26 protein-coding genes are annotated in these 23,270 nt (G+C 36.5%); 17 read left to right on the top strand and 9 right to left on the bottom strand.

All coding sequences use genetic code 11. From position 1 onward, the window contains the following. The first annotated feature begins 41 nt into the window (after positions 1 to 41). On the top strand, positions 42 to 1,073 hold the full coding sequence (locus BTHERMOSOX_RS02420) for a rod shape-determining protein (RefSeq protein ID WP_138119070.1): 1,032 nt from the start codon (positions 42 to 44) through the stop codon (positions 1,071 to 1,073). Between the two features lie 37 nt (positions 1,074 to 1,110). Here BTHERMOSOX_RS02420 and moaD read toward each other — a convergent pair whose 3' ends face one another. Genes moaD through BTHERMOSOX_RS02400 form a run of 4 tightly spaced genes read right to left on the bottom strand, consistent with a single transcriptional unit; the run spans position 1,111 to position 4,115 of the window. After that, a complete protein-coding gene (gene moaD / locus BTHERMOSOX_RS02415) occupies positions 1,111 to 1,347 on the bottom strand; it encodes a molybdopterin converting factor subunit 1 (RefSeq protein WP_138119068.1) in 237 nt (78 codons plus the stop codon). Continuing rightward, positions 1,344 to 2,339, bottom strand: coding sequence for a GTP 3',8-cyclase MoaA (gene moaA / locus BTHERMOSOX_RS02410; RefSeq protein WP_138119066.1), 996 nt, complete (start codon positions 2,337 to 2,339; stop codon positions 1,344 to 1,346). Before moaA ends, moaD begins: the two co-directional genes overlap by 4 nt. After that, entirely contained in the window at positions 2,332 to 2,853 is a 522-nt protein-coding gene (moaC, locus tag BTHERMOSOX_RS02405; RefSeq protein WP_138119064.1) for a cyclic pyranopterin monophosphate synthase MoaC, read from the bottom strand. Before moaC ends, moaA begins: the two co-directional genes overlap by 8 nt. Then, positions 2,850 to 4,115 carry a molybdopterin molybdotransferase MoeA gene (locus tag BTHERMOSOX_RS02400; protein ID WP_138119062.1) on the bottom strand — a complete coding sequence of 422 codons (1,266 nt, stop codon included), beginning with the start codon at positions 4,113 to 4,115 and terminating at the stop codon, positions 2,850 to 2,852. Before BTHERMOSOX_RS02400 ends, moaC begins: the two co-directional genes overlap by 4 nt. A gap of 81 nt (positions 4,116 to 4,196) precedes the next feature. Here BTHERMOSOX_RS02400 and mobA point away from each other — a divergent pair, with 81 nt between their 5' ends. After that, entirely contained in the window at positions 4,197 to 4,775 is a 579-nt protein-coding gene (gene mobA, locus BTHERMOSOX_RS02395) for a molybdenum cofactor guanylyltransferase MobA (protein ID WP_138119060.1), read from the top strand. 6 nt (positions 4,776 to 4,781) lie between these two features. On the opposite strand, the gene BTHERMOSOX_RS02390 is transcribed toward mobA, so the two are convergent. Further along, entirely contained in the window at positions 4,782 to 5,231 is a 450-nt protein-coding gene (locus BTHERMOSOX_RS02390; protein ID WP_138119058.1) for a molybdenum cofactor biosynthesis protein MoaE, read from the bottom strand. A gap of 367 nt (positions 5,232 to 5,598) precedes the next feature. On the opposite strand from BTHERMOSOX_RS02390, the gene nirB reads away from it, so the two are divergent. The 5 genes from nirB to BTHERMOSOX_RS02365 all read left to right on the top strand — a co-directional run bounded on the left by nirB (position 5,599) and on the right by BTHERMOSOX_RS02365 (position 13,370). Then, on the top strand, positions 5,599 to 7,980 hold the full coding sequence (gene nirB, locus BTHERMOSOX_RS02385) for a nitrite reductase large subunit NirB (RefSeq protein ID WP_138119056.1): 2,382 nt from the start codon (positions 5,599 to 5,601) through the stop codon (positions 7,978 to 7,980). 14 nt (positions 7,981 to 7,994) lie between these two features. Then, a complete protein-coding gene (locus tag BTHERMOSOX_RS02380; RefSeq protein ID WP_138119054.1) occupies positions 7,995 to 9,461 on the top strand; it encodes an MFS transporter in 1,467 nt (488 codons plus the stop codon). Between the two features lie 4 nt (positions 9,462 to 9,465). After that, on the top strand, positions 9,466 to 11,166 hold the full coding sequence (locus BTHERMOSOX_RS02375) for a bifunctional protein-serine/threonine kinase/phosphatase (RefSeq protein WP_138119052.1): 1,701 nt from the start codon (positions 9,466 to 9,468) through the stop codon (positions 11,164 to 11,166). 8 nt (positions 11,167 to 11,174) lie between these two features. Continuing rightward, positions 11,175 to 12,632 carry a molybdopterin oxidoreductase family protein gene (locus BTHERMOSOX_RS02370; protein ID WP_138119049.1) on the top strand — a complete coding sequence of 486 codons (1,458 nt, stop codon included), beginning with the start codon at positions 11,175 to 11,177 and terminating at the stop codon, positions 12,630 to 12,632. Between the two features lie 63 nt (positions 12,633 to 12,695). Then, positions 12,696 to 13,370: an MlaC/ttg2D family ABC transporter substrate-binding protein gene (locus BTHERMOSOX_RS02365; RefSeq protein WP_138119047.1), complete on the top strand. Its 675-nt coding sequence runs from the start codon at positions 12,696 to 12,698 to the stop codon at positions 13,368 to 13,370. A gap of 1 nt (position 13,371) precedes the next feature. On the opposite strand, the gene BTHERMOSOX_RS02360 is transcribed toward BTHERMOSOX_RS02365, so the two are convergent. From BTHERMOSOX_RS02360 to BTHERMOSOX_RS02350, 3 genes are read right to left on the bottom strand one after another with little or no spacing between them, the layout of a single operon-like run. Beyond that, positions 13,372 to 14,409 carry a 4-phosphoerythronate dehydrogenase gene (locus BTHERMOSOX_RS02360; protein ID WP_138119045.1) on the bottom strand — a complete coding sequence of 346 codons (1,038 nt, stop codon included), beginning with the start codon at positions 14,407 to 14,409 and terminating at the stop codon, positions 13,372 to 13,374. Positions 14,410 to 14,425: 16 nt separating this feature from the next. Beyond that, the gene (ung, locus tag BTHERMOSOX_RS02355; protein WP_138119043.1) at positions 14,426 to 15,094 is read right to left on the bottom strand and encodes a uracil-DNA glycosylase; all 669 of its coding nucleotides are present in this window, start codon (positions 15,092 to 15,094) and stop codon (positions 14,426 to 14,428) included. Then, a complete protein-coding gene (locus tag BTHERMOSOX_RS02350; RefSeq protein ID WP_249360578.1) occupies positions 15,076 to 15,543 on the bottom strand; it encodes a redoxin domain-containing protein in 468 nt (155 codons plus the stop codon). Before BTHERMOSOX_RS02350 ends, ung begins: the two co-directional genes overlap by 19 nt. A gap of 60 nt (positions 15,544 to 15,603) precedes the next feature. Here BTHERMOSOX_RS02350 and BTHERMOSOX_RS02345 point away from each other — a divergent pair, with 60 nt between their 5' ends. From BTHERMOSOX_RS02345 to BTHERMOSOX_RS02300, 10 genes are all read left to right on the top strand, one after another. Further along, positions 15,604 to 16,254 carry a thiopurine S-methyltransferase gene (locus BTHERMOSOX_RS02345; RefSeq protein ID WP_138119039.1) on the top strand — a complete coding sequence of 217 codons (651 nt, stop codon included), beginning with the start codon at positions 15,604 to 15,606 and terminating at the stop codon, positions 16,252 to 16,254. Positions 16,255 to 16,262: 8 nt separating this feature from the next. Further along, positions 16,263 to 16,592 (top strand): cold-shock protein, encoded by a 330-nt coding sequence (locus tag BTHERMOSOX_RS02340; RefSeq protein ID WP_138119037.1) that lies wholly within the window; start codon positions 16,263 to 16,265, stop codon positions 16,590 to 16,592. Further along, entirely contained in the window at positions 16,592 to 17,191 is a 600-nt protein-coding gene (locus BTHERMOSOX_RS02335; RefSeq protein ID WP_138119035.1) for a transglycosylase SLT domain-containing protein, read from the top strand. The genes BTHERMOSOX_RS02340 and BTHERMOSOX_RS02335 overlap by 1 nt, the downstream gene beginning before the upstream one ends. After that, complete coding sequence (locus BTHERMOSOX_RS02330) at positions 17,191 to 17,487, top strand: Rieske (2Fe-2S) protein (protein WP_138119034.1); 297 nt, start codon at positions 17,191 to 17,193, stop codon at positions 17,485 to 17,487. Before BTHERMOSOX_RS02335 ends, BTHERMOSOX_RS02330 begins: the two co-directional genes overlap by 1 nt. A gap of 2 nt (positions 17,488 to 17,489) precedes the next feature. Further along, positions 17,490 to 18,557, top strand: coding sequence for an anthranilate phosphoribosyltransferase (locus BTHERMOSOX_RS02325; RefSeq protein ID WP_138119032.1), 1,068 nt, complete (start codon positions 17,490 to 17,492; stop codon positions 18,555 to 18,557). Positions 18,558 to 18,623: 66 nt separating this feature from the next. Further along, entirely contained in the window at positions 18,624 to 19,091 is a 468-nt protein-coding gene (locus BTHERMOSOX_RS02320; protein ID WP_138119030.1) for a DoxX family protein, read from the top strand. Further along, positions 19,084 to 20,466 (top strand): pyridoxal phosphate-dependent decarboxylase family protein, encoded by a 1,383-nt coding sequence (locus tag BTHERMOSOX_RS02315; protein WP_138119028.1) that lies wholly within the window; start codon positions 19,084 to 19,086, stop codon positions 20,464 to 20,466. The genes BTHERMOSOX_RS02320 and BTHERMOSOX_RS02315 overlap by 8 nt, the downstream gene beginning before the upstream one ends. Next, positions 20,457 to 20,942 carry a cupin domain-containing protein gene (locus tag BTHERMOSOX_RS02310; RefSeq protein ID WP_138119026.1) on the top strand — a complete coding sequence of 162 codons (486 nt, stop codon included), beginning with the start codon at positions 20,457 to 20,459 and terminating at the stop codon, positions 20,940 to 20,942. Before BTHERMOSOX_RS02315 ends, BTHERMOSOX_RS02310 begins: the two co-directional genes overlap by 10 nt. Further along, the gene (locus BTHERMOSOX_RS02305) at positions 20,932 to 21,744 is read left to right on the top strand and encodes a hypothetical protein (RefSeq protein ID WP_138119024.1); all 813 of its coding nucleotides are present in this window, start codon (positions 20,932 to 20,934) and stop codon (positions 21,742 to 21,744) included. The genes BTHERMOSOX_RS02310 and BTHERMOSOX_RS02305 overlap by 11 nt, the downstream gene beginning before the upstream one ends. Further along, complete coding sequence (locus tag BTHERMOSOX_RS02300) at positions 21,729 to 22,634, top strand: cyanophycin synthetase (RefSeq protein WP_138119022.1); 906 nt, start codon at positions 21,729 to 21,731, stop codon at positions 22,632 to 22,634. Before BTHERMOSOX_RS02305 ends, BTHERMOSOX_RS02300 begins: the two co-directional genes overlap by 16 nt. A gap of 306 nt (positions 22,635 to 22,940) precedes the next feature. Here the strand turns inward: BTHERMOSOX_RS02300 and BTHERMOSOX_RS02295 are convergent. Further along, the coding region (locus BTHERMOSOX_RS02295) for an IS1595 family transposase (RefSeq protein WP_138119020.1) at positions 22,941 to 23,270 on the bottom strand (330 nt) is incomplete at its 5' end.

Raw genomic sequence — 23,270 nt, 5'->3', positions numbered from 1 at the left:
TTTCTGAATAGGCGCGCCTGTTAAAAAAACTTGAGGAAGTTATGTTTGGGTTATTTAAATCTCCACATCTTGCCATTGATCTCAGCACTGTTAATACATTAATCTATCTTAACAATGAGCTCGTCCTAGACGAGCCTTCTGTTGTTGCGGTTCATGATGATGGTCGTAGTAGAGAGAAAACCGTTATTGCGGTTGGCAAAGAAGTTAAGAATATGCTTGGACGAACACCCGGCTCCATTGAGGCAATTCGCCCAATGCAAGATGGAATTATTGCTGACTTCACCATTACCAAGAAAATGTTACAACATTTTATTAAGCAGGTAATGCACAGTGGTTTTTTCTCACCTTCACCCTGTGTACTAATCTGTACACCTGTAGGTGCAACTCAAGTTGAGCGTCGAGCTATTAAAGAAAGTGCGGTTGAAGCAGGTGCTAAAGAAGTGTTCTTAATTGATGAGCCTATTGCCGCTGCATTAGGCGCTGGATTAGATATTGGTGAATCAGCAGGATACATGGTAATTGATATCGGCGGTGGCACCTCAGAGATCGCTATTCTGTCTTTAAACGGTGTTGTTTATGCTGACTCTTTGCGCGTTGCAGGTGATGCATTTAACGAAGAGATTGTTAAGTTTGTTCGTGCCCAGCATAAAATTATCATTGGTGATAATACTGCAGAAAAAATTAAAGAAGAGGTTGGCTGTGCATTTAAGACCAGCGCTGTTAAAAAGAAAACTTATATTGGTCGTGGCATTGCAAGTGGCTTGCCAGAGAAATTCATCATGACTAATACTCAAGCTCTAAAAGCAATGCAAGTATCTTTAAATGCTATTGTTAGTGCTATACGAGTTGCATTAGAGAAAACACTACCAGAGCTATCTTCTGATATTGCTGAAAATGGCGTGATGCTAATGGGTGGTGGTGCTTTGCTTGAAGGGCTAGATCAGTTAATCAAGAGTAGGACCAACCTTGATGTACATATTGCTGAAGATCCATTAACCTGTGTTGCTAGAGGTGGATCTATTGCACTTGATTTAATCGATAAACACAACATGACTTTCTTATCGTCTGAATAGTTGTTTTTTTAGCGCTCGCTAGTTGTGAATGATTTTTTTACCCACCAGTTACAGGTGGATAAAATGCAATTTCATCTGATTTAAAAATAATAACAGAATCATTGGCAATTTCTTGATTGACTGCACAAAGGATGTTGTCCGGAAAGTGCTGCGATCCATGTTTGTTGGAAAGCGCTTCTCGAAGTTGTTTGACCGTTGATCCATCTGTTAGTTCGATATCCTCACTAGAAGTTTTCAGGTTTTCTTTTAAAGAGGCGAAGTATATGATCTTCATCCGCCAGTCTCTGCCATTTGTCTATTGCTGATGTTATCAATAGCGCTATTGAATTCGTGTTTTTCAGGTTTTTTGTTGATCGCATCAACAATCATTTGTTTAATTTTATTATCGCTTAAATCTGAGCGTACAGCATCTTTTAGAGAGATAGAGTCCTCTTGTCCTAGACAAAGGATAAGATCACCCTTGGCGGTCAATCTGACGCGATTACAAGCATCACAGAAATGATTAGACACGGCACTAATAATGCCAACCGTTGATTTGGTGCCATCAATTTTAAAATTACTGGCAGGCCCATCTGTTTTGCTTGAAATTAATGGTGTTAAACGATTTTTTAAATGTTGGTTGATTTTGGCTAGAATATCTTGCTCACTCATATATTGACTGGCCGCTTCAATGCCAGCTGATCCAATTGGCATGGTTTCAATAAAGCGGATATCAATGTTTTTTTCAATGGCAAAGTCGATTAAATCTCCAATTTCATCATCATTAATGCCACGCATGGCGACAGCATTTATTTTAATTGGGTACATTCCAGCAGCGATTGCAGCGTCAATTCCTTCAATAACTTCCGCAATATTTCCGCCACGAGTAATCTCTTTGAACTTTTCCACGTTGATAGAATCCATAGATATATTGACTCGATTAACACCATTCTCTTTTAATTTTTGTGCAAATTTCCCCAATAGCTGTGCATTGGTAGATAAAGGTACATCAGTAATCCCTGGGACTGAGCTGATTAAGCGGGCAATTTTAACAATACCTCGGCGAATAAGTGGCTCTCCGCCTGTGAGCCTTACCTTGGTAATGCCTAGTTCTGCAAACAGTCGTACAATTCTTTGAATATTTTCATAGCTAAGAATGTCTTCACGTTTGCAATTTGGCGTGTGTTTGTCATCACGACAATAAAAACAGCGATAGTTACAGTGTTCAGTAATAGAGAGTCTAAGATAGTTAATCTCCCGACCAAATTTATCAATTAATTTAGACATCTTCAAGTACCATCCCAGAGGATTGCTGTTTTCCTACGGGGTATGTATCTCTGATCCAGTGGCCAGATTTTCCACCCTGTTTTTCTATGAGTTGGATTTCACCAATTTTCATAAAACGATCAACAGCTTTACACATGTCATAAATAGTTAGTGCGGCAATACTAGCGGCTGTTAGCGCTTCCATTTCAACCCCAGTCTGGGCATTGAGCTTTGTTAAGGTGTTGATTATTATGCCGTCTTTAATAAATTCAAAATCAACACTCACTTTTGATAAATTAAGGCTGTGACACATAGGGATAAGATGATGTGTTTGTTTGGCCGCCATAATGCCAGCAATACGTGCAACGGCCAATACGTCACCTTTTTTAAAATCGTTATCTTTGATTTTTTGCAAGGTGCTGGCTTTCATGGAAATCTGCGCTCGAGCTTTGGCAATACGCGTGGTACTGTCTTTGTTAGAAACATCCACCATATTGGCTTCACCATTTTTGTTTACATGGGTTAATCCACTCATAACATCATCTCGTTTAAAGGATAAAAATTAATTAACTGACCTTTTTTAAAGGTAGTTTTTTCAGGTATTTCTGCAAAGCCATCCGCCCAAACCATGGACGATAAAACATCAGAACCTTGTTTTGGATATTGGTTAACTTGTATTGGAATTTGTGTTTGATCTAATCTAACTCTAACAAATTCACGTCTAGGCTTAGAGCGATGCCAGTCAAAATTGGCGGCCACTTGGTAGGTGGTATTATGATAATCACGACAACCTTGTAATTTTTTGATAAACGGTCGGGCAAATAATAAGAATGTCACCATAGCGGAAACTGGGTTTCCAGGTAAGCCAATAAAGGCACTGTTACCAATTTTTCCAAACGCCAAAGGCTTGCCAGGCTTCATTTTAATGCGCCATAGATTTAGCTCTCCTAAGCTTTGTACAGCAGGTTTGACATGATCCTCTTCACCAACAGATACACCACCTGTCGTCATAATAAGGTCACACTGATCTTTAAGTGATTTCAGCGCTTCAACTGTAGCTTTAAAGGTATCTTTAATAGTGTTGAGATTAATAATTTTGCAATTTAAGTTTTTTAATAGGGCGATTAACGCATATTGATTTGAATTGTAAATTTGCCCTGGTTTTAGTTCATCACCAGGTTTGACTAGCTCGTCACCGGTAAAAAATACACCGACTTTAATTTGATGAAAGACAGATAAAGCATTAACACCAACAGAGGCGGCTAATGCAATATCTTGCGGTTTTAGCTTAATGCCTTTTTCCAAAATAACCACGCCAGTTTTAATATCATTACCTAATGGGCGAATATTCTCATTTAAGCTGATTGGTCGATAGATTTCAATTTTTGACTCATTTTCAATCAGCTCACACTCTTCTTGCATGATGACAGTGTTAGCACCTTTTGGTATAGGTGCTCCAGTAAAAATACGCGCAGCACAACCAGGCGCTAGTTCATTGCCGGTACTGCCTGCAGGGATTCGATCTACAATGTCAAAGAAAAATCCACCAGGCGTGTTAACTTGATTGTCTTTTAAATTAATGGCGTAGCCATCCATGGCAGAGTTGTCAAATCCAGGAATGTTGATTTTAGATTGGATGTCTTGAGCTAAAACTTGACTCAAAGCATCATCAAGCTTCACCATGTTGGTGTTGCTTGTGCAGTTAGCTGCATTGGTTAAAAACCTTAGTGCTTCACTGGTAGATAGTAAAGGTTGTGAATTTTCTTCACAACCACAATCAACACTCTGATTATCCATTTATAGCTAAATTCCTTTTTAAATTAAAAAAACGCGTTTGATTGTATCATACGCCTATCAAATTATCGATAACATACCCACATGGAAAATATTGGCAAAAGTAATATTACCGCTGTTATTCTTGCTGGTGGGCAAGCTAGGCGCATGAATGGCGAAGATAAAGGATTAATCCTTTATAAAGGTAAGCCGTTAATCTCTTATGTTGCTAAAGCCATTCGCGCTAATGTAGATAGTATATGGGTGAGTGCTAATAAAAACCTTGACCTATATCAAGAGTTTGGTGAAGTGGTTACTGACAATCTGGCTGATTTTCAAGGGCCATTGGCAGGTATATCGGCAGCTTTGGGCTGTATAAGTACACAGTATTTATTGGTAGTTCCGTGTGACGGGCCTTACATTGACAAGGTGTTAATTAAAAGACTGGCTAATGAGATAGAGAGGAGCGATGCAAAACTCTGTGTGGCAAGTGAACATAACCATCTGCATCCTACTTTTTCTTTGATCAATGTATCTATTAAGCCAGTGTTAGATCAATATCTAGCAAGTGGTAAAAGAAGGCTTGGGCAGTTTTTTAGAGATAATCACGCCATTGAAGTGGATTTTTCAGATTATGAAAAAATGTTTGTTAACTTTAATACGCCTCAAGATTTGGTTGGATAAATTGGTTTAGCGCCACTTATCTATTTGGTTGGCGTCATTATCTTTAGCTTCTACCCATTTACTTTCAGTGGCTGTGTGTTCTTTTTTCCAAAAAGGTGCCTGGGTTTTTAAATAATCCATAATAAATTCACAAGATTCAAATGCAGCCTTGCGATGCTTGCTAGTGGTAATAACCAGCACAATTTGATCATTAATGGACAAATCGCCAACACGATGAATCACTGTAGTATTGCCAATTGGCCAGCGATTTTTGGCTTTTTCTACAATAGACTCAAGTGCTTTTTCGGTCATACTGAGATAATGCTCGAGTGTCATTTTTTTGATCGATTCATTTTCTAAATCGCGCACTGTACCCACAAAAGAAACAATAGCACCAATATTGCTATCAGCACCCCTTGCTAGTGTCACTTCAGTCGACAAGTCAAAGTCCTGTTCTTGAATGATTATTCTATTCATGATGAAATATTATAAGACTTATATTTTTAGATCTTTGCATAAATATGAATAATCATCCCTATTTATGCAAAGATATTATCTTAATGAAGTTGTATTTTTATTAGATTTTCATAATATGAAAAACATTGTGATGTATAATATCAATCAGTTGATTTCTAAAGATGGAAATTAAACAACAGACAGTGATGTCTACCCAGATATTTTAAAAAAGTATTCTAGGTAGACGTTTTTTTTTTGCTCAATTCAAAGATGATTTGGCAAGAGTGGCATTGAAGTCAGACACAGTACTTGTATTTAATACAGCTACTCTGCCTGACTTTTTTTTTGGCTTAAAGAAAGCCCATATTAAACACAAGGTGAAGTAATAATGAAAAAATTAGTGATTGTCGGCTCAGGAATGAGTGCAATGAAAGTGGTGGATGAAGTATTGAAAATTGATCCATTGATGTATCAAATTACTATTATTGGTGCAGAGACCGTGCTGCCTTACAACAGAATTATGCTGTCTCCAGTTTTGGCAGGTGAAAAAGAGTTTGATGATATTAAAACTCATGATGAGAATTATTTTTCACAAAATAATATCACCTTTAAACCTGGTTTTGAAGTGACCACAGTAGGCAGAAAAGCTAAGAATGTTGAAGTTGTTAATCTTGAGGATCAATCACTCGAAAGAATTAATTATGACCGATTGGTTATTTGTACAGGATCTACGCCATTTATTTTGCCATTGCCTGGAAAAGAGTTAGAGGGTGTTGTTTCATTTAGAGATATTTACGATGTTGAATACATGAAATCCGAAGCAGGCAAGGATAAAAAAGTAGCGGTAATTGGCACGGGGTTATTGGGGCTTGAGGCGGCGAATGGTCTAAATGAGCTTGGCTTTGATGTCACTGTTATCGGAAATTCTAGTTCGATTATGAATATGCAATTGGATCCGTCATCGGGTGGCTTATTGCAAAAAGTATTAGAGCAAAAAAATATTAACTTTAAGATGGATGCAATGACCACAAAGATTGTTGGCGAAACTAAAGTTGAATCACTTGAATTTGAAGATGGTTCAACCATGCAAACAGATATGGTAGTTATGTCTGTCGGTATTGTGCCAAATGATGATTTAGCTAAGCGTATTGGTCTGCATACTGATCGCGGTATTATGGTTGGCGATACAATGATGACTTCTGACCCTGTTATTTATTCTGTGGGTGAGTGTATTAAGCATAGAGGTACTACTTACGGTTTGGTTGCACCATTGTTTGAACAGGCGCGCGTTTGTGCTGAGCAAGTGTGTGAAGTTAATCACCATATGTATACCGGTTCTGATATTTCTACAAAACTTAAAGTTTCCGGTGTTGATGTGTTTTCAGCAGGTGAGTTTGACAATGCTGATGATGAAGTTATGTGTTCAAAAGATCATGCATTAAATACACGTAAAAGACTATCAATCAGAGATAACAAATTAGTGGGTGCTGTTTTATTTGGTGACTCAACAGATGGATTGTTCTATTTTGATCTGATTAAAAAAGAAACTGATATTACCGATATGCGTAAAACCTTATTGTTTGGTGATATTAGCATTGATACTGCTTCTGCAGGTTCTGTTGGTGTTGAAAGAATGGCTGATGATGAGCAGGTGTGTGGTTGTCTAGGTGTTACGAAGGGTGATATCGTTACCGCTGTTGCTGGCGGTTGCGATACCTTTGAATTAATGCAAGAAGAAACAGACTGTGGTACGGGTTGTGGTGGTTGTTCTTCAGTGGCTAAGCAAATTTTTAGCTTTGTTTCTGACATTGAGTCCGTGGCAAAAGATACTTTGTGTGATTGTACGTCGCATTCAACGCAAGAGGTTCGTGAGCACGTTAGATCATTAGAGGTTGTAGCAACCATTGATGAAGTTAGATCGGCACTAGATTTTAGTGATTCATGTGAAAAATGTGGTGCAGCCATTAACTATTATTTGTCATCTCAGTTTAATGCGCAGTATAAGCACAACGATAATGAACGCCCTCATAATGAAAAAATGCATGCAAACTTACAAAACGATGGTACTTATTCGATCGTGCCGCAAATGCAAGGTGGCTTAACCACGCCAGATGAGCTTAAGGCTTTGGCAGATATTGCTATTAAATTTAAAGTTCCAACCGTTAAGGTAACTGGCGGTCAGCGTATTGATCTTTTGGGAATTCCTAAAGAAAACTTAAATGACATGTGGGACGAATTGTCTGATGCAGGAATGGAGGCTGGCTATGCTTATGCTAAGGCGACTAGAACTTGTAAATCTTGTGTGGGTCGAGATCACTGTTTAATGGGTACACAGGACTCAATGGGCTTATCAGTAAAAATGGAAGATGCAGTTTGGTCACACTTTATGCCGCATAAATTCAAAATGGGTGTCAGTGGTTGTCCGCGTAATTGCGCAGAATCAACTATTAAAGATTTTGGTGTTATTTGTACTGAAAAAGGTTATGAGATTCATGTGGCAGGCGCTTGTGGTATTAGAACAAAAGCATGTTTAAAAGATCGATTCTTTAAAAAAGAAGAAGATGTGGTGAAATACTTGAAAGCATTTGTGCAGCTTTACCGAGTAGAGGCCAACTATCTTGAACGTGTTATGCATTTTGAGGAACGTGTCGGCCTGGATTATATTCGCTCAAAACTAGACACACCAGAAAAAATCAAAAAATGGGCTGATCAATTACCAAGCACAGTTAAAAATCCGTGGGTAACAACCAATCACAGACAATCAGCTTAATTTAAGGAATAACAATGGAAGATAGATTAAACATATTTTCATTCAAGGGTAAATATCGGATTTTACATCTAACTTGGTTTGCCTTTTTTATGACCTTTGTGGTCTGGTTGAGCCTTGGCCCAATGATGCCGTTTATTCAAGAGGCGTTGTCATTGACTGATCAACAAGCAAAAGTATTGTTAATTCTAAATGTTGCTATGACTATTCCATCAAGAATTATTGTTGGTATGTTGGTTGATAAGTTTGGTCCAAAGATACTATTTTCAAGCATTCTTATCTTGGGCGGTCTTATTTCTATTGCATTTAGCTGGATGCAAACTTATGAGCAATTAGCATTAATGCGATTTTTATCAGGCTTTATTGGCGCAGGCTTTGTGGTTGGTATTCGTATGATTTCTGAATGGTTTCCAGCAAAACAAACAGGTGTCGCTCAAGGTATTTATGGTGGTTGGGGTAATTTTGGTTCGGCTGGTGCAGCAGTTACTTTGCCATTTATTGCGGCCAACTTTGGTGGCGATGATGGTTGGCGTTATGCTATTAGTATGGCTAGCGTTCTGGCAATTGCTTATGGTGTTTTTTATTATTTTAATGTCACCAATACACCTAAAGGATCTACTTATTTTAAACCTAAAAAAATAGGCGCAATAGAGGTGAGTAACTTCAAAGATTTAATTTTATACATTTTGATGAACATTCCTTTGTATTTGGCGTTGTTATTATTGACCTGGAAGCTATCTCCTGAAAATATGAATATGATTTCATCAGTTGTTGAACTCAGTGTGTATGCAGCATTAGTGTTAATTTTTATCTTACAAGTATATAAAACTTGGCAAGTAAACGCGAACATTTTGAAAAACCCTGTACCTAAGCAGCATCAATATAAATTCAAACAAGTGGCTATTTTAGATTGGGCATATTTTGTTACCTTTGGTACAGAGTTAGCTGTGGTTTCGATGCTAGCTATGTTTTATGTTGATTGGTTTGAACTTCCTAAAATTACGGCTGCGTTATTAGCGGGTGTTTATCCATTTATTAATCTTTTTGCAAGACCGGGTGGTGGATACTTGAGTGACAAGTTCGGACGTAAATTAACATTGATTGTGGTTTTTTCAGGTGTTGCTTTAAGTTTTTTAGCTTTAGGCAGTGTTGATAAAAGCTGGTCTATTTATACGGTAGTGGCTTTAACCATTGCTGGCGGTATTTTTTCGAAGGCTGGCTCAGGTGCAATATTTGCTATGGTGCCATTAATTCAAAGACGTTTAACAGGTCAAATTGCGGGTATGGTTGGTGCTTATGGTAATGTTGGTGCAGTATTATTTTTAACGGTTAATACCCTAGTTGATTATGATCAGTTCTTTATGCTTATTGGTGTTGTTAGTGTTATTGTATTAATGCTGATTATACTCTTCCTAGAAGAGCCTAAAGGGCATATGGTGGAAGTGTTGGATGATGGAACGGTTGAGGTTATTAAATTAAATTAGCATTATGAAGAAATTAAAAGTTACGATTGATTCGCACACGATTGCCGGCACAAAGCCTGAAAATCAAGACGCTTGTGCTTATCATCTGCCAGATACAAAATCTTTAGAATATAAAGGCGTAGCGGTAGTTATTGCTGATGGTGTCAGTGCGTGTACGCGAGCCCGTGAGGCAAGCTCTTGTTGTGTTAGTGGGTTCTTAAGTGATTATTACTCAACGCCTGATTCTTGGAGCGTTGAGCATTCAGCCACCAAGGTTATCTCAGCACTTAATAATTGGCTTTATTCTCAGTCGATCCGATCTGATGAAGTCTCGTCAATGTTGTCAACCTTAAGTGTTATCATTGTTAAATCAAATATCGCACATGTATTCCATGTTGGCGATTCTCGTATTTATAGATTTAGGTCTGGAGTTTTGACACAATTAACTAATGATCATATTCTAAGTCTCAATAAAGAAAAAACTTATCTTTCTAGAGCGATGGGGTTTGATCTTAGAATTAATGTTGATTATCAAACTTTTGATTTAGAACAGGGCGATCAATTTTTAATGACCACGGACGGTGTGCATGATTATTTAGATGATGCGTTATTAGAAATACTCATGAGCCGAAGTGTAAAGGCTGATGATATTGTCAGTCGTGCGCTAGATTCCGGCAGTATTGACAATATCACTGCTGTGATTGCAACCATTCAACAATTGCCCGAGAAAAATCTTGATGAAGCATTTGATGAGCTAACCCAAAGACCTGTACCACCTGACCTTAACAAAGGTATGAAAATCAATGGTTTTGAAGTGCAGTCTATGCTGATTTCTAGTGCAAAAATGCAATTGTATAAAGCCAAAGATATTGCAACTGGTCAGATAGTTGCACTTAAAACGCCCTCGATTAATTTTGAGGACGATGCACAATACTTAAAACATTTTATGTATGAAAAATGGGTTGGACAACGTGTACAAAGCCCACATGTCGTAAAAATACATAATAGTGATGAGCAGTCAACATTTCTGGCATATGCCATGGAATATATTAAGGGTCAAACATTAAGGCAATGGATAGATAACAACCCTAATCCAGACGTTGAGATTGTGGTTAGCTATGTCAAGCAAATCATTCAAGGTGTTCGAGCATTTCATCGTCAAGAAATGCTCCATTGTGATCTTAAGCCTGAAAATATCATGATTGATGAACTGGGCCAAATTAAAATTATTGATTTCGGCTCAGCTAGAATTGCCGGTGTTTCGGAGTTGGTTAGCCCTATTAATTCCGTGGGTAATCAAGGTACACAAGGATATACTGCCCCTGAAGTAATTTTAGATGAGCATGTTTCTCAAGCTTCAGATCAGTTTAGTTTGGGCGCAATTGTCTATGAAATATTTGCCTCAACCTTGGTATATCAAGATAAGTTAGATAAAGATTTAAGCGTTAAAAAACTATCTAAACTTAAGTATGAATCAACACTGATGCACAATCCAAACTTACCTGTTTGGATTGATGGCGCTATCAGGAAAGCTTGTAGTTTGGATGTTACAGATCGGTACGAAGTTTTGAGTGAATTTTTATATGATTTAGAGCATCCAAACCCTAAGTTCTTAAGCATTCAAAAAATTAAACAACCTGAGTCAAAATTGAGTAACTATAGATTTTGGCTGGCTTTGTCTTTTACTTCTAATTTCGTGTTTTTATTATTGTTAATTGTTAAATAGAGAGTTTCATGAGTTATAAAACAACTTGTCCTTATTGTGGTGTTGGCTGCGGCATTGAAATTAGTAGATCGGGGTCCACGCTTAAGCTAACTGGCGATAAAGAATCTCCAGTTAATCAAGGCATGTTGTGTATTAAAGGCCAAACTCTATTGGAAACAATTGGCACGGATAATCAAAGACTGTTAGAACCGTCTATTGCTAGCTGGGATAAAACTATACAAGCCATTGCTGACAAATTTCAACAGACTAAAAAAAGTGAAATCGCACTATACGTATCCGGGCAAATGCTTATGGAAGATTTATATATTGCTAAAAAGTTTGCAGATGTATACGGCATTAAAAATCTAGAAAGTAATTCAAGATTATGTATGTATTCTACCGTTGAAGCCAATAAGCGTGCTTATGGTGCTGATATCGTTCCAGTCTCATATGATGATATTTACCTAGCAGAAACAATTTTTATTATTGGGAGTAATACTGCTGATTGCCACCCAATTGTATTTAATCATATTAAAAAATCTAAAGCCTTTGTGGTCTGTGTAGATGTCTATAAAACCAATACTGCAAAAAGATCAGATTTGTTTATTCAAGTTGAACAAGGCAAAGATCTAGATATTATTAACGATTTACCAAACCAAGAGTGGTTTAAAAATAAGAAGGTATTGAGTGTTTATTCACAAGGGTTAACGCACTCCACAGATGCAACTGATAAGGTTAATAGTCTAATCAATGCACACATTCTAACGGGTAATATCAACAAACCTGGTTGTGGTGTGTTATCACTCACTGGCCAGTGTAATGCCATGGGTGGGCGCGAGATTGGCACCAAAACCAAAGATTTAACAGCGACAGAATTCTTTTCTACAGATCAAATTAAAACTTTGTGGGTAATGTCAACTAATCCTGCGCACAGTATGATCAACTACCGACAATTTGACACGTTGATTGTCTCAGACTTTACCGAAACGCTAACCACTAAAGATGCTGATATTGTATTACCAGCATGCCCTTGGTCAGAAAAAAGTGGACATATAAAAAATTCAGAACGTCGATATTTGCAGCAAAACGCCTTTCTACCACCTGCAGGAAAATCAAAGCCTGATTGGCAAATTATTTGCCTTGTTGCTAAGGCGTTGGACTTAACAGGTTTTAACTTCAAGCATGTGGGTGAAATTTGGAGAGAAATGGATATTGATGAGTGTTGGTCATCTCAAATAAAAGTAAGAGAGCAGTTGGTTGGTATTGAGCCTTCAGATAGAGTTTATAAAGATGATGTGGAAAATAATGCGCGCTTATTAACCCAGTGGCACTGCATGTCTAGAACTGGAAAAAGTCAGACTTTAAATAAAATGACCAAGAAAAATCCACACATGCGCTCGATTCACCACATTACTAATTCTGAGTTATTCAAAGATAAAGAAGTGGAGCTTGATAAATACTCCAAACAGCCCTGTTTTAAAGGCTAATTTACACTACACCTTTGATTTTAGTATAATCAAAAAATAATTTATAAATTTTCGACTAATATTATGTTTAAAAGAATAGCAACAGCACTCATATTTTTAATAGCTAGTTTTTCTTCAACTGTGACTTTTTCAGCGCCACCGCCAGAAGTGGCAGCTGTGCACATTATGACCGATGCACTGCTTGCATTGAAAGAATCTAAAGCACAAGGAAAAAATTCAATTGAAGATATTGAGGATTTAATTGTTAAAGAGTTGCTGCCTAATTTAGATATTAATGAAAGCACAAAACAAGCGCTTAAAAAGCATTGGAACGAGTTAAAGCCAAGACAACAGGCCATTCTTAAAACCTATATAGCCGTTTCCTTGGTTGATAATTATTCTGCTATTTTGGCATCTTATGATAATTTAGACAGTATCCAAATATCAGCTGATCCGTTAGTAAAGCGCAAAGATAATAAAGCCATTGTAAAGTTAAATATCTATATTAATGGCAGCTCAAAACCGGTTGAAGTCTCTCTTAAAATGATCCTAAGTAATGATTGGTATATTTACGATGTGGTGTTTTCAGGGGTAAGCTTGGTTAAAAATTATCAGGCTTCTTTCGGCTCACAAATTAAACAAAAAGGCATTGAAGGTTTAATAGCTAAAGCAAGCAAAAAACTTAGAAAGCACAGTGCAGAAAGTTGCCCTGTATGTATTGCTATGAATTTTAAAAAATCCATATTAGCCGAAAAATAAACTAAACAATTGGCAAGGTTATTTTTGATTTGAAATGAGGCCATTCGTAGCGAATGGGGTAGTTTCTACGGTAAATCTCAAAATTTTCAATATTTTTGATCGCCAGCGTATCTTGTTTAAAGTCGTAAACTTCATTCAAACAATCGAGTAAATTATCGCTTTCTAGCGTTAAAATGCCAGGATTTATAAGGTTTTTGATGTTTTCTTGCTGTTTTTCGCCTAAAAATTTACATAAAGCTTCATAAACCATAAAGCTTCCCATAAATTTAGCATCAACTGAGTGTCCGGCGATATGTGGTGAGGCTAAATAGGCTGTTTCTTGTAAGTTTTTGTTAATATTTGGCTCATTTTCCCAGCAATCGATCACATTTTCTAGCGTTTTCGTTTTTTCCCAAATTTCTTCAACGATCACACCGCCTCTTGCGGCGTTAAAAAGAATGGTTTTATCACTAATATTATGAAAATTAGCTTTATTTAGTAGTTTACAGCTCGGATAGTCGCCATCAAAGGTTAATGGCGTATGAAAAGTAACAATATCTGCACGCAGTGCGGTATCTAGATCGACAAAATTTGGCAAATTTTCATTATCTTGACGTATTGGGTCGTTTAACAAAGTTTTAATGCCTAAAAGCTCAGCTTTTGCCGCAAGACGCGATCCAACATTGCCCACGCCAATAATTCCCAGTGTTTTATCTTGGTAATTAAAATTGTATTTTTCAGCTAAATTTAAAATGGCGCTAATCACAAATTCAGCTACAGCCATTGAGTTACAACCTTGAGCGGAGAAAAATCCAATATTATGAGCTTTAAGATAATCCTGATCGACGTGATCCAAGCCAGCAACGGTTGAGCCGACAAATTTAATAGAACTGTCTTTTAATAGTTGCTTGTTAACTTGGGTGCGTGAACGAACAATGAGTACGTCTGCATCTCTAACCGAGTCGGCATTGATGTCGCGCCCAGCCATGGTGATAATCTCACCAAATTGAGAAAATATTTCAGAGTGGGCGTAACAAGCGTCATCAATAATTAGTTTCATGGTATTTTTTTTGGAATTACCAATTGATTTGTTTCAAGTGGTTAATTTTAAGGTAATTGTTAGCTTTAGAAAAATGTTTACAGCCAGAAAACCCTCTGTAAGCAGACAAAGGTGATGGGTGTGAACTGATGAGTACCAAGTGTTTGGTTTGGTCGATGAGTTTTGTTTTTTGCTGTGCATCTGCGCCCCACAATAAGAACACCAAATTTTGTTTATGCTCGCTTAACAACTTAATAACTGACTCGGTAAAATTAACCCAAGACGTTTTAGCGTGCGATTTAGGCTTGCCTTTTTCAACTGTTAATGCGCTATTGAGTAGTAAAACACCTTGTTTTGCCCAACGCTCTAGGTTGCCACTGGTATTAAATTCTATGTTTAAATCATGCACTAATTCTTTGTAGATATTGTTAAGTGATGGCGGGGTTTTAACTCCGTCAGGCACCGAAAAACTAAGCCCGTGCGCTTGCCCTGGTTGATGATAAGGGTCTTGAGCTAGAATAATTACCTTGGTTTGTTTGAAGCTGCTCAGCTCAAAAGCGTTAAAAATTTGATGATCGGCTGGATATATGACAGTGTTGTTATTTCTTTGCTGGTTGATAAACTGAGTCAATTGCAAAAAAGAATCCTGCTGAAATAGCGGGTTTAGGTAGGTAGACCAATCGTTATTTATAATCCTGCCCACCATAATCTTAGACGGTAGCCTAGCGTGGTAACGTAACCCACTTCGGTAAATTGGATTCGACCTTTTGGATTAATGATAAAACTACTCGGCGTGCCTTTAACGCCAAACAATTTTGAAATAGAGCCGGAGCGATCATTAATAAGGTTATCTAACGCCATATTGTTATCTTCTGCGTAAGTCTCAATTTCAAGATCAGTGCCTGATTGAATGGCAATATTTAAAACTTTATAATCTTTAGAGAGCGCTTGAATATTGTCATTTTCAAGATTACATATTGGACACCAAACCGCCCAAAAATGTACAAGTATCGCCTGATCAGGCAATGGATTTGAATTCATCACTTCACCAGATAAAGTTTTTGAGCTAAAGCTCGGCACTAAACCTGACGTTAAGTCTTGTTGTTGGTATTCACGAATAAGAAAAATGGCTAAAATAACCATTATAAACTTCATGATAGTTCTTCGATTTGGTCGTTTGATTTTCATGCTTGATATTATAGCTTAAGGATTAGCATGACTGATTGGATACAACGCTGGAAAGAAAATAAAATTGGCTGGCATCGTGACAAGCCTAATTCAAAATTAATTGAATTTATAGATTGCCTGCATTTGAAGCAAGGCGATCAAGTTTTTGTGCCTTTATGTGGCAAGAGTATAGATATGATGTATCTGTTAGATCGAGGTTATAGAGTGTTTGGTGTGGAGCTCAGTACACTAGCTGCTGAGCAGTTTTTTGTTGAAAATAAGATTGAGTATTCGATTCATCAATCAGGCGAGTTTAGCGTTTATAGCGCTAACAATATTCAAATGTATTGTGGTGATTATTTTAAGCTTAAACTTGAAGATTTTAAATCAGTGGTTGCGGTTTACGATAGAGCATCGTTAATTGCTTTGCCGTTAGAGTTAAGGGTGAAGTATGTGTCACATTTATACTCTATAATAACCAAGGGTTGTCGAGTGTTATTATTAACTTTAAACTATCCACAATCACAAATAAGTGGCCCACCTTTTGCTGTCAATCAAGAAGAAGTGTGGTCATTGTACAAAAAGGGATTCGACTGTCAGCAATTACAATGCTTTAATGACATAGAAAATGAACCCAAGTTTCAACGTGCGAACGTTGATTTTATTGAAAAAGCAACTTATTGTTTGCGTAAAAAGTAGGAGAAAAAATGGCTAAGAAAATTAAAGGCGTTGTGGCACAATTTGGCACAAAGGGATATGGATTTATTACAGGTGATGACGATGAAAAGTACTTTGTCCATCAGAAAAATATTTTTAATAAGTCACGTTTAAAGGTGAATACACGCGTTGTTTTTAATGCGGAAGAGTCTGATAAAGGTTTAGTAGCAACTAATGTAGATCTTGAGGGTGGTTCGAAAACTGCATCAAGTTCATCAAATGGCTCATCTAACGGCATGATTAAATTCGCAATCACGATTTTATTTATTGCTCAAGCTGTGGTTATTTATAAAGTGTTCTTTATGCCTGTTGCTGGCTAATGAAAAAATACCTACTATTATTGCCGTTTTTTTTGAGTAGTTGTTTTTCAACGCCTGCAGTTACAGTTAATAATATTTGCACCTTGATGGATGAGGAGGTGAGTTGGTATCGATCGGTAAAAGCTGCTGAGAAAAAGTATGGTGCACCGGCACATGTGTCACTAGCAATTATGTATCAAGAATCACACTTTGCCTCTGATGCTAAGCCACCAAGAGAAAAATTGTTTGGTATTGTACCTTGGTTTAGGCCAACAACGGCTTATGGATTTGCTCAAGTAACAGATGATACTTGGGAGTGGTACCAATTGAAAACAGGTAACTATAGTGCTGATCGTGATGATTTTGATGATGCGGTGGATTTTGTGGGTTGGTACATTGTACAATCTTCAAAACGTTTTGGCATTGCTAAATCTGATACTTACAATCAGTATTTGGCGTATCACGAAGGTCATGGTGGCTTCAAGAGTAAATCATACAACAAAAATCCTTGGTTGAAAAAAGTGGCTAGCAAGGTAGACGAGAATGCTCAGCGTTACAAGCGTCAATTACGTCAATGTGAATCAGAGCTAAATAGTAACAGTATTTGGAGTTTCTTCTAATGTGGGTAAAAGTGTTAGATTCTGCCCCTAAGGAAGGCACCATGGTGAAAGTAACAGCTGACGACAAAAATCTGTTTGTGACAATGAATAATGGCACTCTATATGCCGCAGAAAATCGTTGCCCGCATGAAGATATTGAGCTAACTTTAGGTTGTCTCAAAGGCAATCGAGTAAAGTGCTCATTGCATGGTTATAGTTTTGATTTGGTGACGGGCGATAGTTCAGAAGAGGATGTGGATAATATGTTGACCTATCCTGTTAAACAAGAAAATAACGAAATTTATATAGAGGTTTAATCATGAGTACAGATTCTCAAGCATTAATGAAATTTATTATTCAACGTGTGGCAACAGGCCCTGATTTGAGTAAAGACATTGCCTTTGAAGAAGCCAGAGAGGGTATGCAGGCAATTTTACGTGGTGAAATTGATGAGGTGCAGTCAGCCATCTTTTTGATTGCTTTGCGCATGAAGCGCGAAACCATGGAAGAAAATGAAGGTATTTTGGCAGGTATTCTTGCCCAGAGTGATAAACAAATAGTGAATGTGGATGAATTGGTGGATTTGGGTGATCCATATAGTGGTTATAATCGCTCAATCCCCGTTTCCTCTTTTCTACCTCCATTATTAGCAGAATTAGGTTTGCCAACGGTTATTCACGGGCTTGATAGTGTGTCACCGAAATTTGGACTTACGCATAGGCATATTAATCAAGCATTGGGTTTAAACGTAAGTCATTCTACGGCAGAGGCAAAAAATCGATTGGAAAATCCAATGATTGGCTGGAGTTATATTGATCAAGCCAGTTACTGCCCTGGTTTACACGATTTGGTATCATTGCGTAATCGCTTAATTAAACGCACAGTGATTAACACCGTAGAAACGTTAATTGGGCCATTGCGTGGTAAAACTACACATTCTATTTTGGGCTATGTACACAAACCTTACCCACCAATTTATGCGCACTTGGTGAATGCCTCTGGTATGGATAGTGCTTTATTGGTTCGTGGCGTAGAAGGAGGGGTGATTCCATCTTTGCGACAAAAAGGGCTGATGGTGTCTTATAAAGGTATTAAAGAACAGGGTAGAGTAGATATTGACCCTAAAGCACTTGGTATTGAGCAAGAATTACGTGCGATTGCATTTCCTAAAGACTTAAATGTTGAAAGTGATATTAAAAAACTGGCAGAGCATACAGTAACACTAGGTAAGGCGGCACTTGCAGGTGAAAAAGGCATGTTTTATGATGGCTTGGTTTTAGCAGCAAGTTTGATTTTATGGCATACGCAAAAAGTTTCTAATTTGACAGATGCACCTGAGATAGTAAGGAGTGTATTGGATTCTGGTAAAGTTTTAGATAGAATATGAAAAAATGAAACGATTTATTGTTTTTAAACGTATAAACAATATAGCATTATAAAAAGAGAAAATGAGATGAATAAAACTATAAAAATAGTACTGAGTTGGTTAATTTCTGTATGGATATCCTATGTTTTTTTAAGTTCATTGCCCTATAAATTTAATGGTGCAGCAGAGCCTTTGCATATTTTTTTCACTTTGGGTACGTGGATGAGCAGTTTTTTGGGTGACACAATTGGCGGGTTGTTTAGTCAATATGGCGCTTATGTTGTAGGTGGTTTTGAATTATTAACTGCTCTAGTTTTGCTTCTTCCTATTATTTTGTGGCAACAAAGAGAAAAATTGCATTATATTGGTGGCTTTATGGCAACTGTAGTAATGAGTGGCGCGGTATTTTTTCATTTATTTACCCCGCTTGGTTGGGTGGTAGAATGGAGCGAAAATGGGCAAATTCAAACTGATTCAGGTTTAGCAAATAGTGCGTTGTCCATTCTTATTTTGGGCGTATTGATGGTGTTTTTGAATAAAAAACGCAATGCATAATGTTTTAAAAGAAACACTACAAATTCTAACAGAATCAAACCTTAAAAAAAACAATAAGCTTGTTAATTATCAATCAGCTGATGAGTTAAAGGCAATATTAGATTTAGATAAAAATATTGATCCACAGCAATGGAATGAAATATTTATTTGGGTAAAGCAATATTTAGATTATTCACCCAATACTGCACATCCTAACTTTATTAATCGCATGTGGTCTGGTTCAAATGCACCCTCAATCGTCGGTGAAATTGTTACCGCATTTAGTAACACTTCGGGTTGTACTTTTGAATCGGCTCCAGTTGCCACACTAATGGAAAAATACATGATTGAGCAAATGCTTGAAATTGTAGACTTCAAACAAGGCGAAGGGCAAATGACTACCGGTTCATCAAATGCCAATATGATTGCGATGATGGTGGCACGTAACCAAACATTAACAACAGTTAAACAAACGGGTTTGTTCAATCAAAAGCGTTTGTTTGCTTTTGTTAGTCAGGATGCACATTATTCACTGGATAAAGCGGCTAATATTTTAGGTATTGGCACGGATTGTCTAATCAAAATTCCAACCCTTGACAATGGCAAAATGGATACAGAAATATTGGCTGAAAAAATTAAATGGGTGCAGGATAATGGCGGACTTTGTTTTTTTGTTTGCGCAACTTTAGGCACAACAGTGCGAGGTGCATATGATGATATTGAAAAACTTTTAAAACTTAAAAAGAAATATCATTTTTGGCTACATGGTGATGGTGCTTGGGGCGGGGCAGTCATTATGAATGATAAATTAAAAGACAAGTATTTGAGTGGTTTAAATCAGCTTGATTCTTTTACGATGGATTTTCATAAAATGCTGGGCAGTAATTTAATGTGTAATTTTTTACTGTTAAATTATCAGCACTTATTATCCTGCACTTGTGCAGATGGAGATAGTAGTTATATTTTTAGAGACAATGATATTGACCTCGGCGCCAATTCTCTGCAATGTGGGAGGCGTGTTGATAGTTTAAAGTGGTTTTTGGATTGGAAATTTTATACAAAACAAGGTTTTTCTGATAGGGTTGAGCGTTACTACGCCTTAGCTGAATTTGCACAAAGTTTTATTGAGCAATCTAAGTATTTAGAAATGGTAGTGAAGTGCAGTTCTTTTAATCTATGTTTTCGTTTCAAAAGCAATCACAATAATCAAAATAACCTTAATCAGTGTTTGCGTGATAAACTACACCAAGAGCAAATAGCTTTACTATCACTTGCTTATATAGGTGATAAATTGGTATTTCGATTGTTAATTAGTAATATTAATTTAGACAAGATGAAACTAAGCAATCTATTTGAACGTTTAATAACCATAGGACGAGAAATAGAATGCCACTAAAAGAAATTCAAAATTATAATTACAAACATTCAACAGATTTTGATTTTGAAAATTTGTGTGAATTGCTTGCCGCTGAAAACTACAATTTGACTGTTGAGAAGATACAAACTTTAGAAGTGAGTGCTTTAGTACTACCATTTTCCGAGCAAAGCTATACAAAAAGTATTATTGTTGATAATAAACAATATTGGTTGGGTTTGTTAAATTGGGATAAAAATGCAACAACATGTATTCATGGGCATCCAGATTTTGCTTTTGTGTATTTAATTAGTGGTCAGTTGAGTTGTAAAATTTTTGATAAAAATCCGCTTATTGCGCGTCAAAGCACGATACTTAATCAGGGTGAATACCAATATAATAAAGGCATTAAAGGTAAGATGGATAACTATATTCATCAAATAAGCGCAAAAGAAAAAAGTTTAAGCCTGCACTTTTATTCAGACAATCCAAGCAAAGGTGAAGTTTTTGACTTTTAAATTAATTTTTTACTATATTGCTTGGTCAATACGCCTTCGAATCCCCCCTTGGTATTATTTCCAAATCAATGCTGAGTGGTACAACAAGGAAAAGGGCTTTTATTCAAAAATCGATATAGATAAATACATTCCAACTAGGTGGCGCTTACAACAAGCATTCTTTGACAAAAATAAGCCACCAAAAATATACCCCGTTTTTTTAAAACCTGAATGGGGGCAAAACTCAAATGGTATTATTAGAATTGATTCAAAAGAAGCATTTTTAGCATTTGATGATGGACAAAATAACCCGCCCTATATTGTGCAACAAGCGGCAAGTGAACTAAAAGAATATGAAATTTTCTACATTCGTGATGCTGATAATGTACAATGCTTGATTGAATTAACCATTACACGCTCGATTAACCATTCGGATGAACGCTACCCAATTAATAGCATCAATAACACTGATGTAACATACGAAGATTGCACTAAAATTTTCACTGCAGATGAGTTAAAAAAAATTCGAATACACCTACAAGAATTACCCAATTTTCGTATTGCACGAGTAGGTTTACATGCAAATTCTAAGTCTGATTTGGTGAATGGTGATTTCCACATTATCGAGGTAAATTTGTTTGCACCATTTCCGATTAATTTACTCGATAAGAGACTAACTAAACAACAAAAACATCAATTTATCAAGACGAATATGTATCATTTGGTGAGAGTGAGTAACACAACGCCAAAATCGATTTTTAATCGCTTTGTTTTTGTTAAAAAAATTGTTAAACATTATCAAACAAAATGGCAACAAAATTAATCCACTGGTTTTTATCGCGTTTTTTTTTATCCGGTTGTAGTGATTACAATCCGCTAGAAGTCCGCCGTGCTTGTCGTTCAAAAGCACAGGCGAGAGATGCTTTTGAGAAAAATATCTTGCCTTATGCCAAAGGCAAGACTTTTATTGGGCTCTATTCAGCATTCAAGTTTTCTGATAAATATGGTTTTCCACTAGTCATCAAACCTAATGTTGGTGGTTTTTCTCGAGGTGCATATTTCCCTATTGAAAATAAAGTGCAATTATTAAAAGCTGGTATTGGGGTTAAAAAATGGTGGCCAACAAGTATTATAGAACAATACTTGTTGGGTAAAAATTACCGTGTAGTGATGACAAAATTTGGCATTATGTCAATACTTAGGCGTTACCCACCTTTTGTAGTAGGGGATGGTGTACAAACGATTGATACCTTGATTAATGTGGAAAACGCCCTAAGAAAAAAAATGCAACTTATGCCAATTACTCATTTGATACCCAAAAATCGAGCCATTAAAAAACATCTAAAACAACAAAACATGGATTTTTTTACAATTCCTACAGACAAGCAAAGGGTTTATTTACATCATAAAATTTCCCTTAAACTCGGCTCAAGTATTGAAATAGTGGATAAAGATACACTTACTGATAACAATAAGCAAGATTTAATTAAAGTACTTAATTTTTTTAATGCCAATATTTTAGGTATTGATGTGATTTGTAAACAAGGTATTGAAGTTGATTTTGATGCACAGCAATGTATTTTTTTAGAAGTCAATTCGCGTCCATTCTTAAAAATGCATGACAACCCTAGATATGGCGAAAAACCCAAAAATTTGAACGTTTTTTATAACAAACTAGAGCAATTAGAAATTACTGATAATGAAAAATATTAGCAAGAAGTATTTATTTTATGGCTTTATCGCGTTCAACATTATTGCCGTGCTTTATTTGTATTTTAGCGATTATAAAATTGAGCCAAAAATGCTTAAAACACTGATAAACACCGAATATTTTTTAACCTCCTACATTGTTTATATTTTGATTTTAATACTCAGAGGGTTGACGCTATTGCCGGGCACTGCTTTTTTACTGGCAGGTATTTATATTTTTTCTTTTGCTCAAGTATTTTTTGCTATTCAAATTGCTATTGTCGGCTATTGTTTTATTATTTATAACTTTGCACATAAATTAAATTTGGGTCATGACAACTTAAGCGACTCTTTTCTGAACATTTCAAGCAAAATCTTATAAAGATTTTGCTTGCGATTATTGAATCTAAATTCACATTCTTTCAAGTGTAAATTAAACATATTTTTATTCATTCCTTTAAATTTTACCAGCCTTGTTTTGGCATAACCCCAAAATGATTCTATGCCGTTAATATGTGCATTACCACGAGCAAATTCATTCTTGCTATGATGTACTCTAAAATGCTTCTTATAGCCAAAATCTACTAAACCATTATACCCTCGCCAACCATCAGAATGAATGACGCTTTCAATACTAATTTTACCCTTGATAATCCTTTG

Source organism: Bathymodiolus heckerae thiotrophic gill symbiont (assembly GCF_900128515.1).
Classification (GTDB): Bacteria; Pseudomonadota; Gammaproteobacteria; order PS1; family Pseudothioglobaceae; genus Thioglobus_A.
Note: the sequence above shows the minus strand (reverse complement) of the source record. Positions and strands in the feature narration are given on the sequence as shown.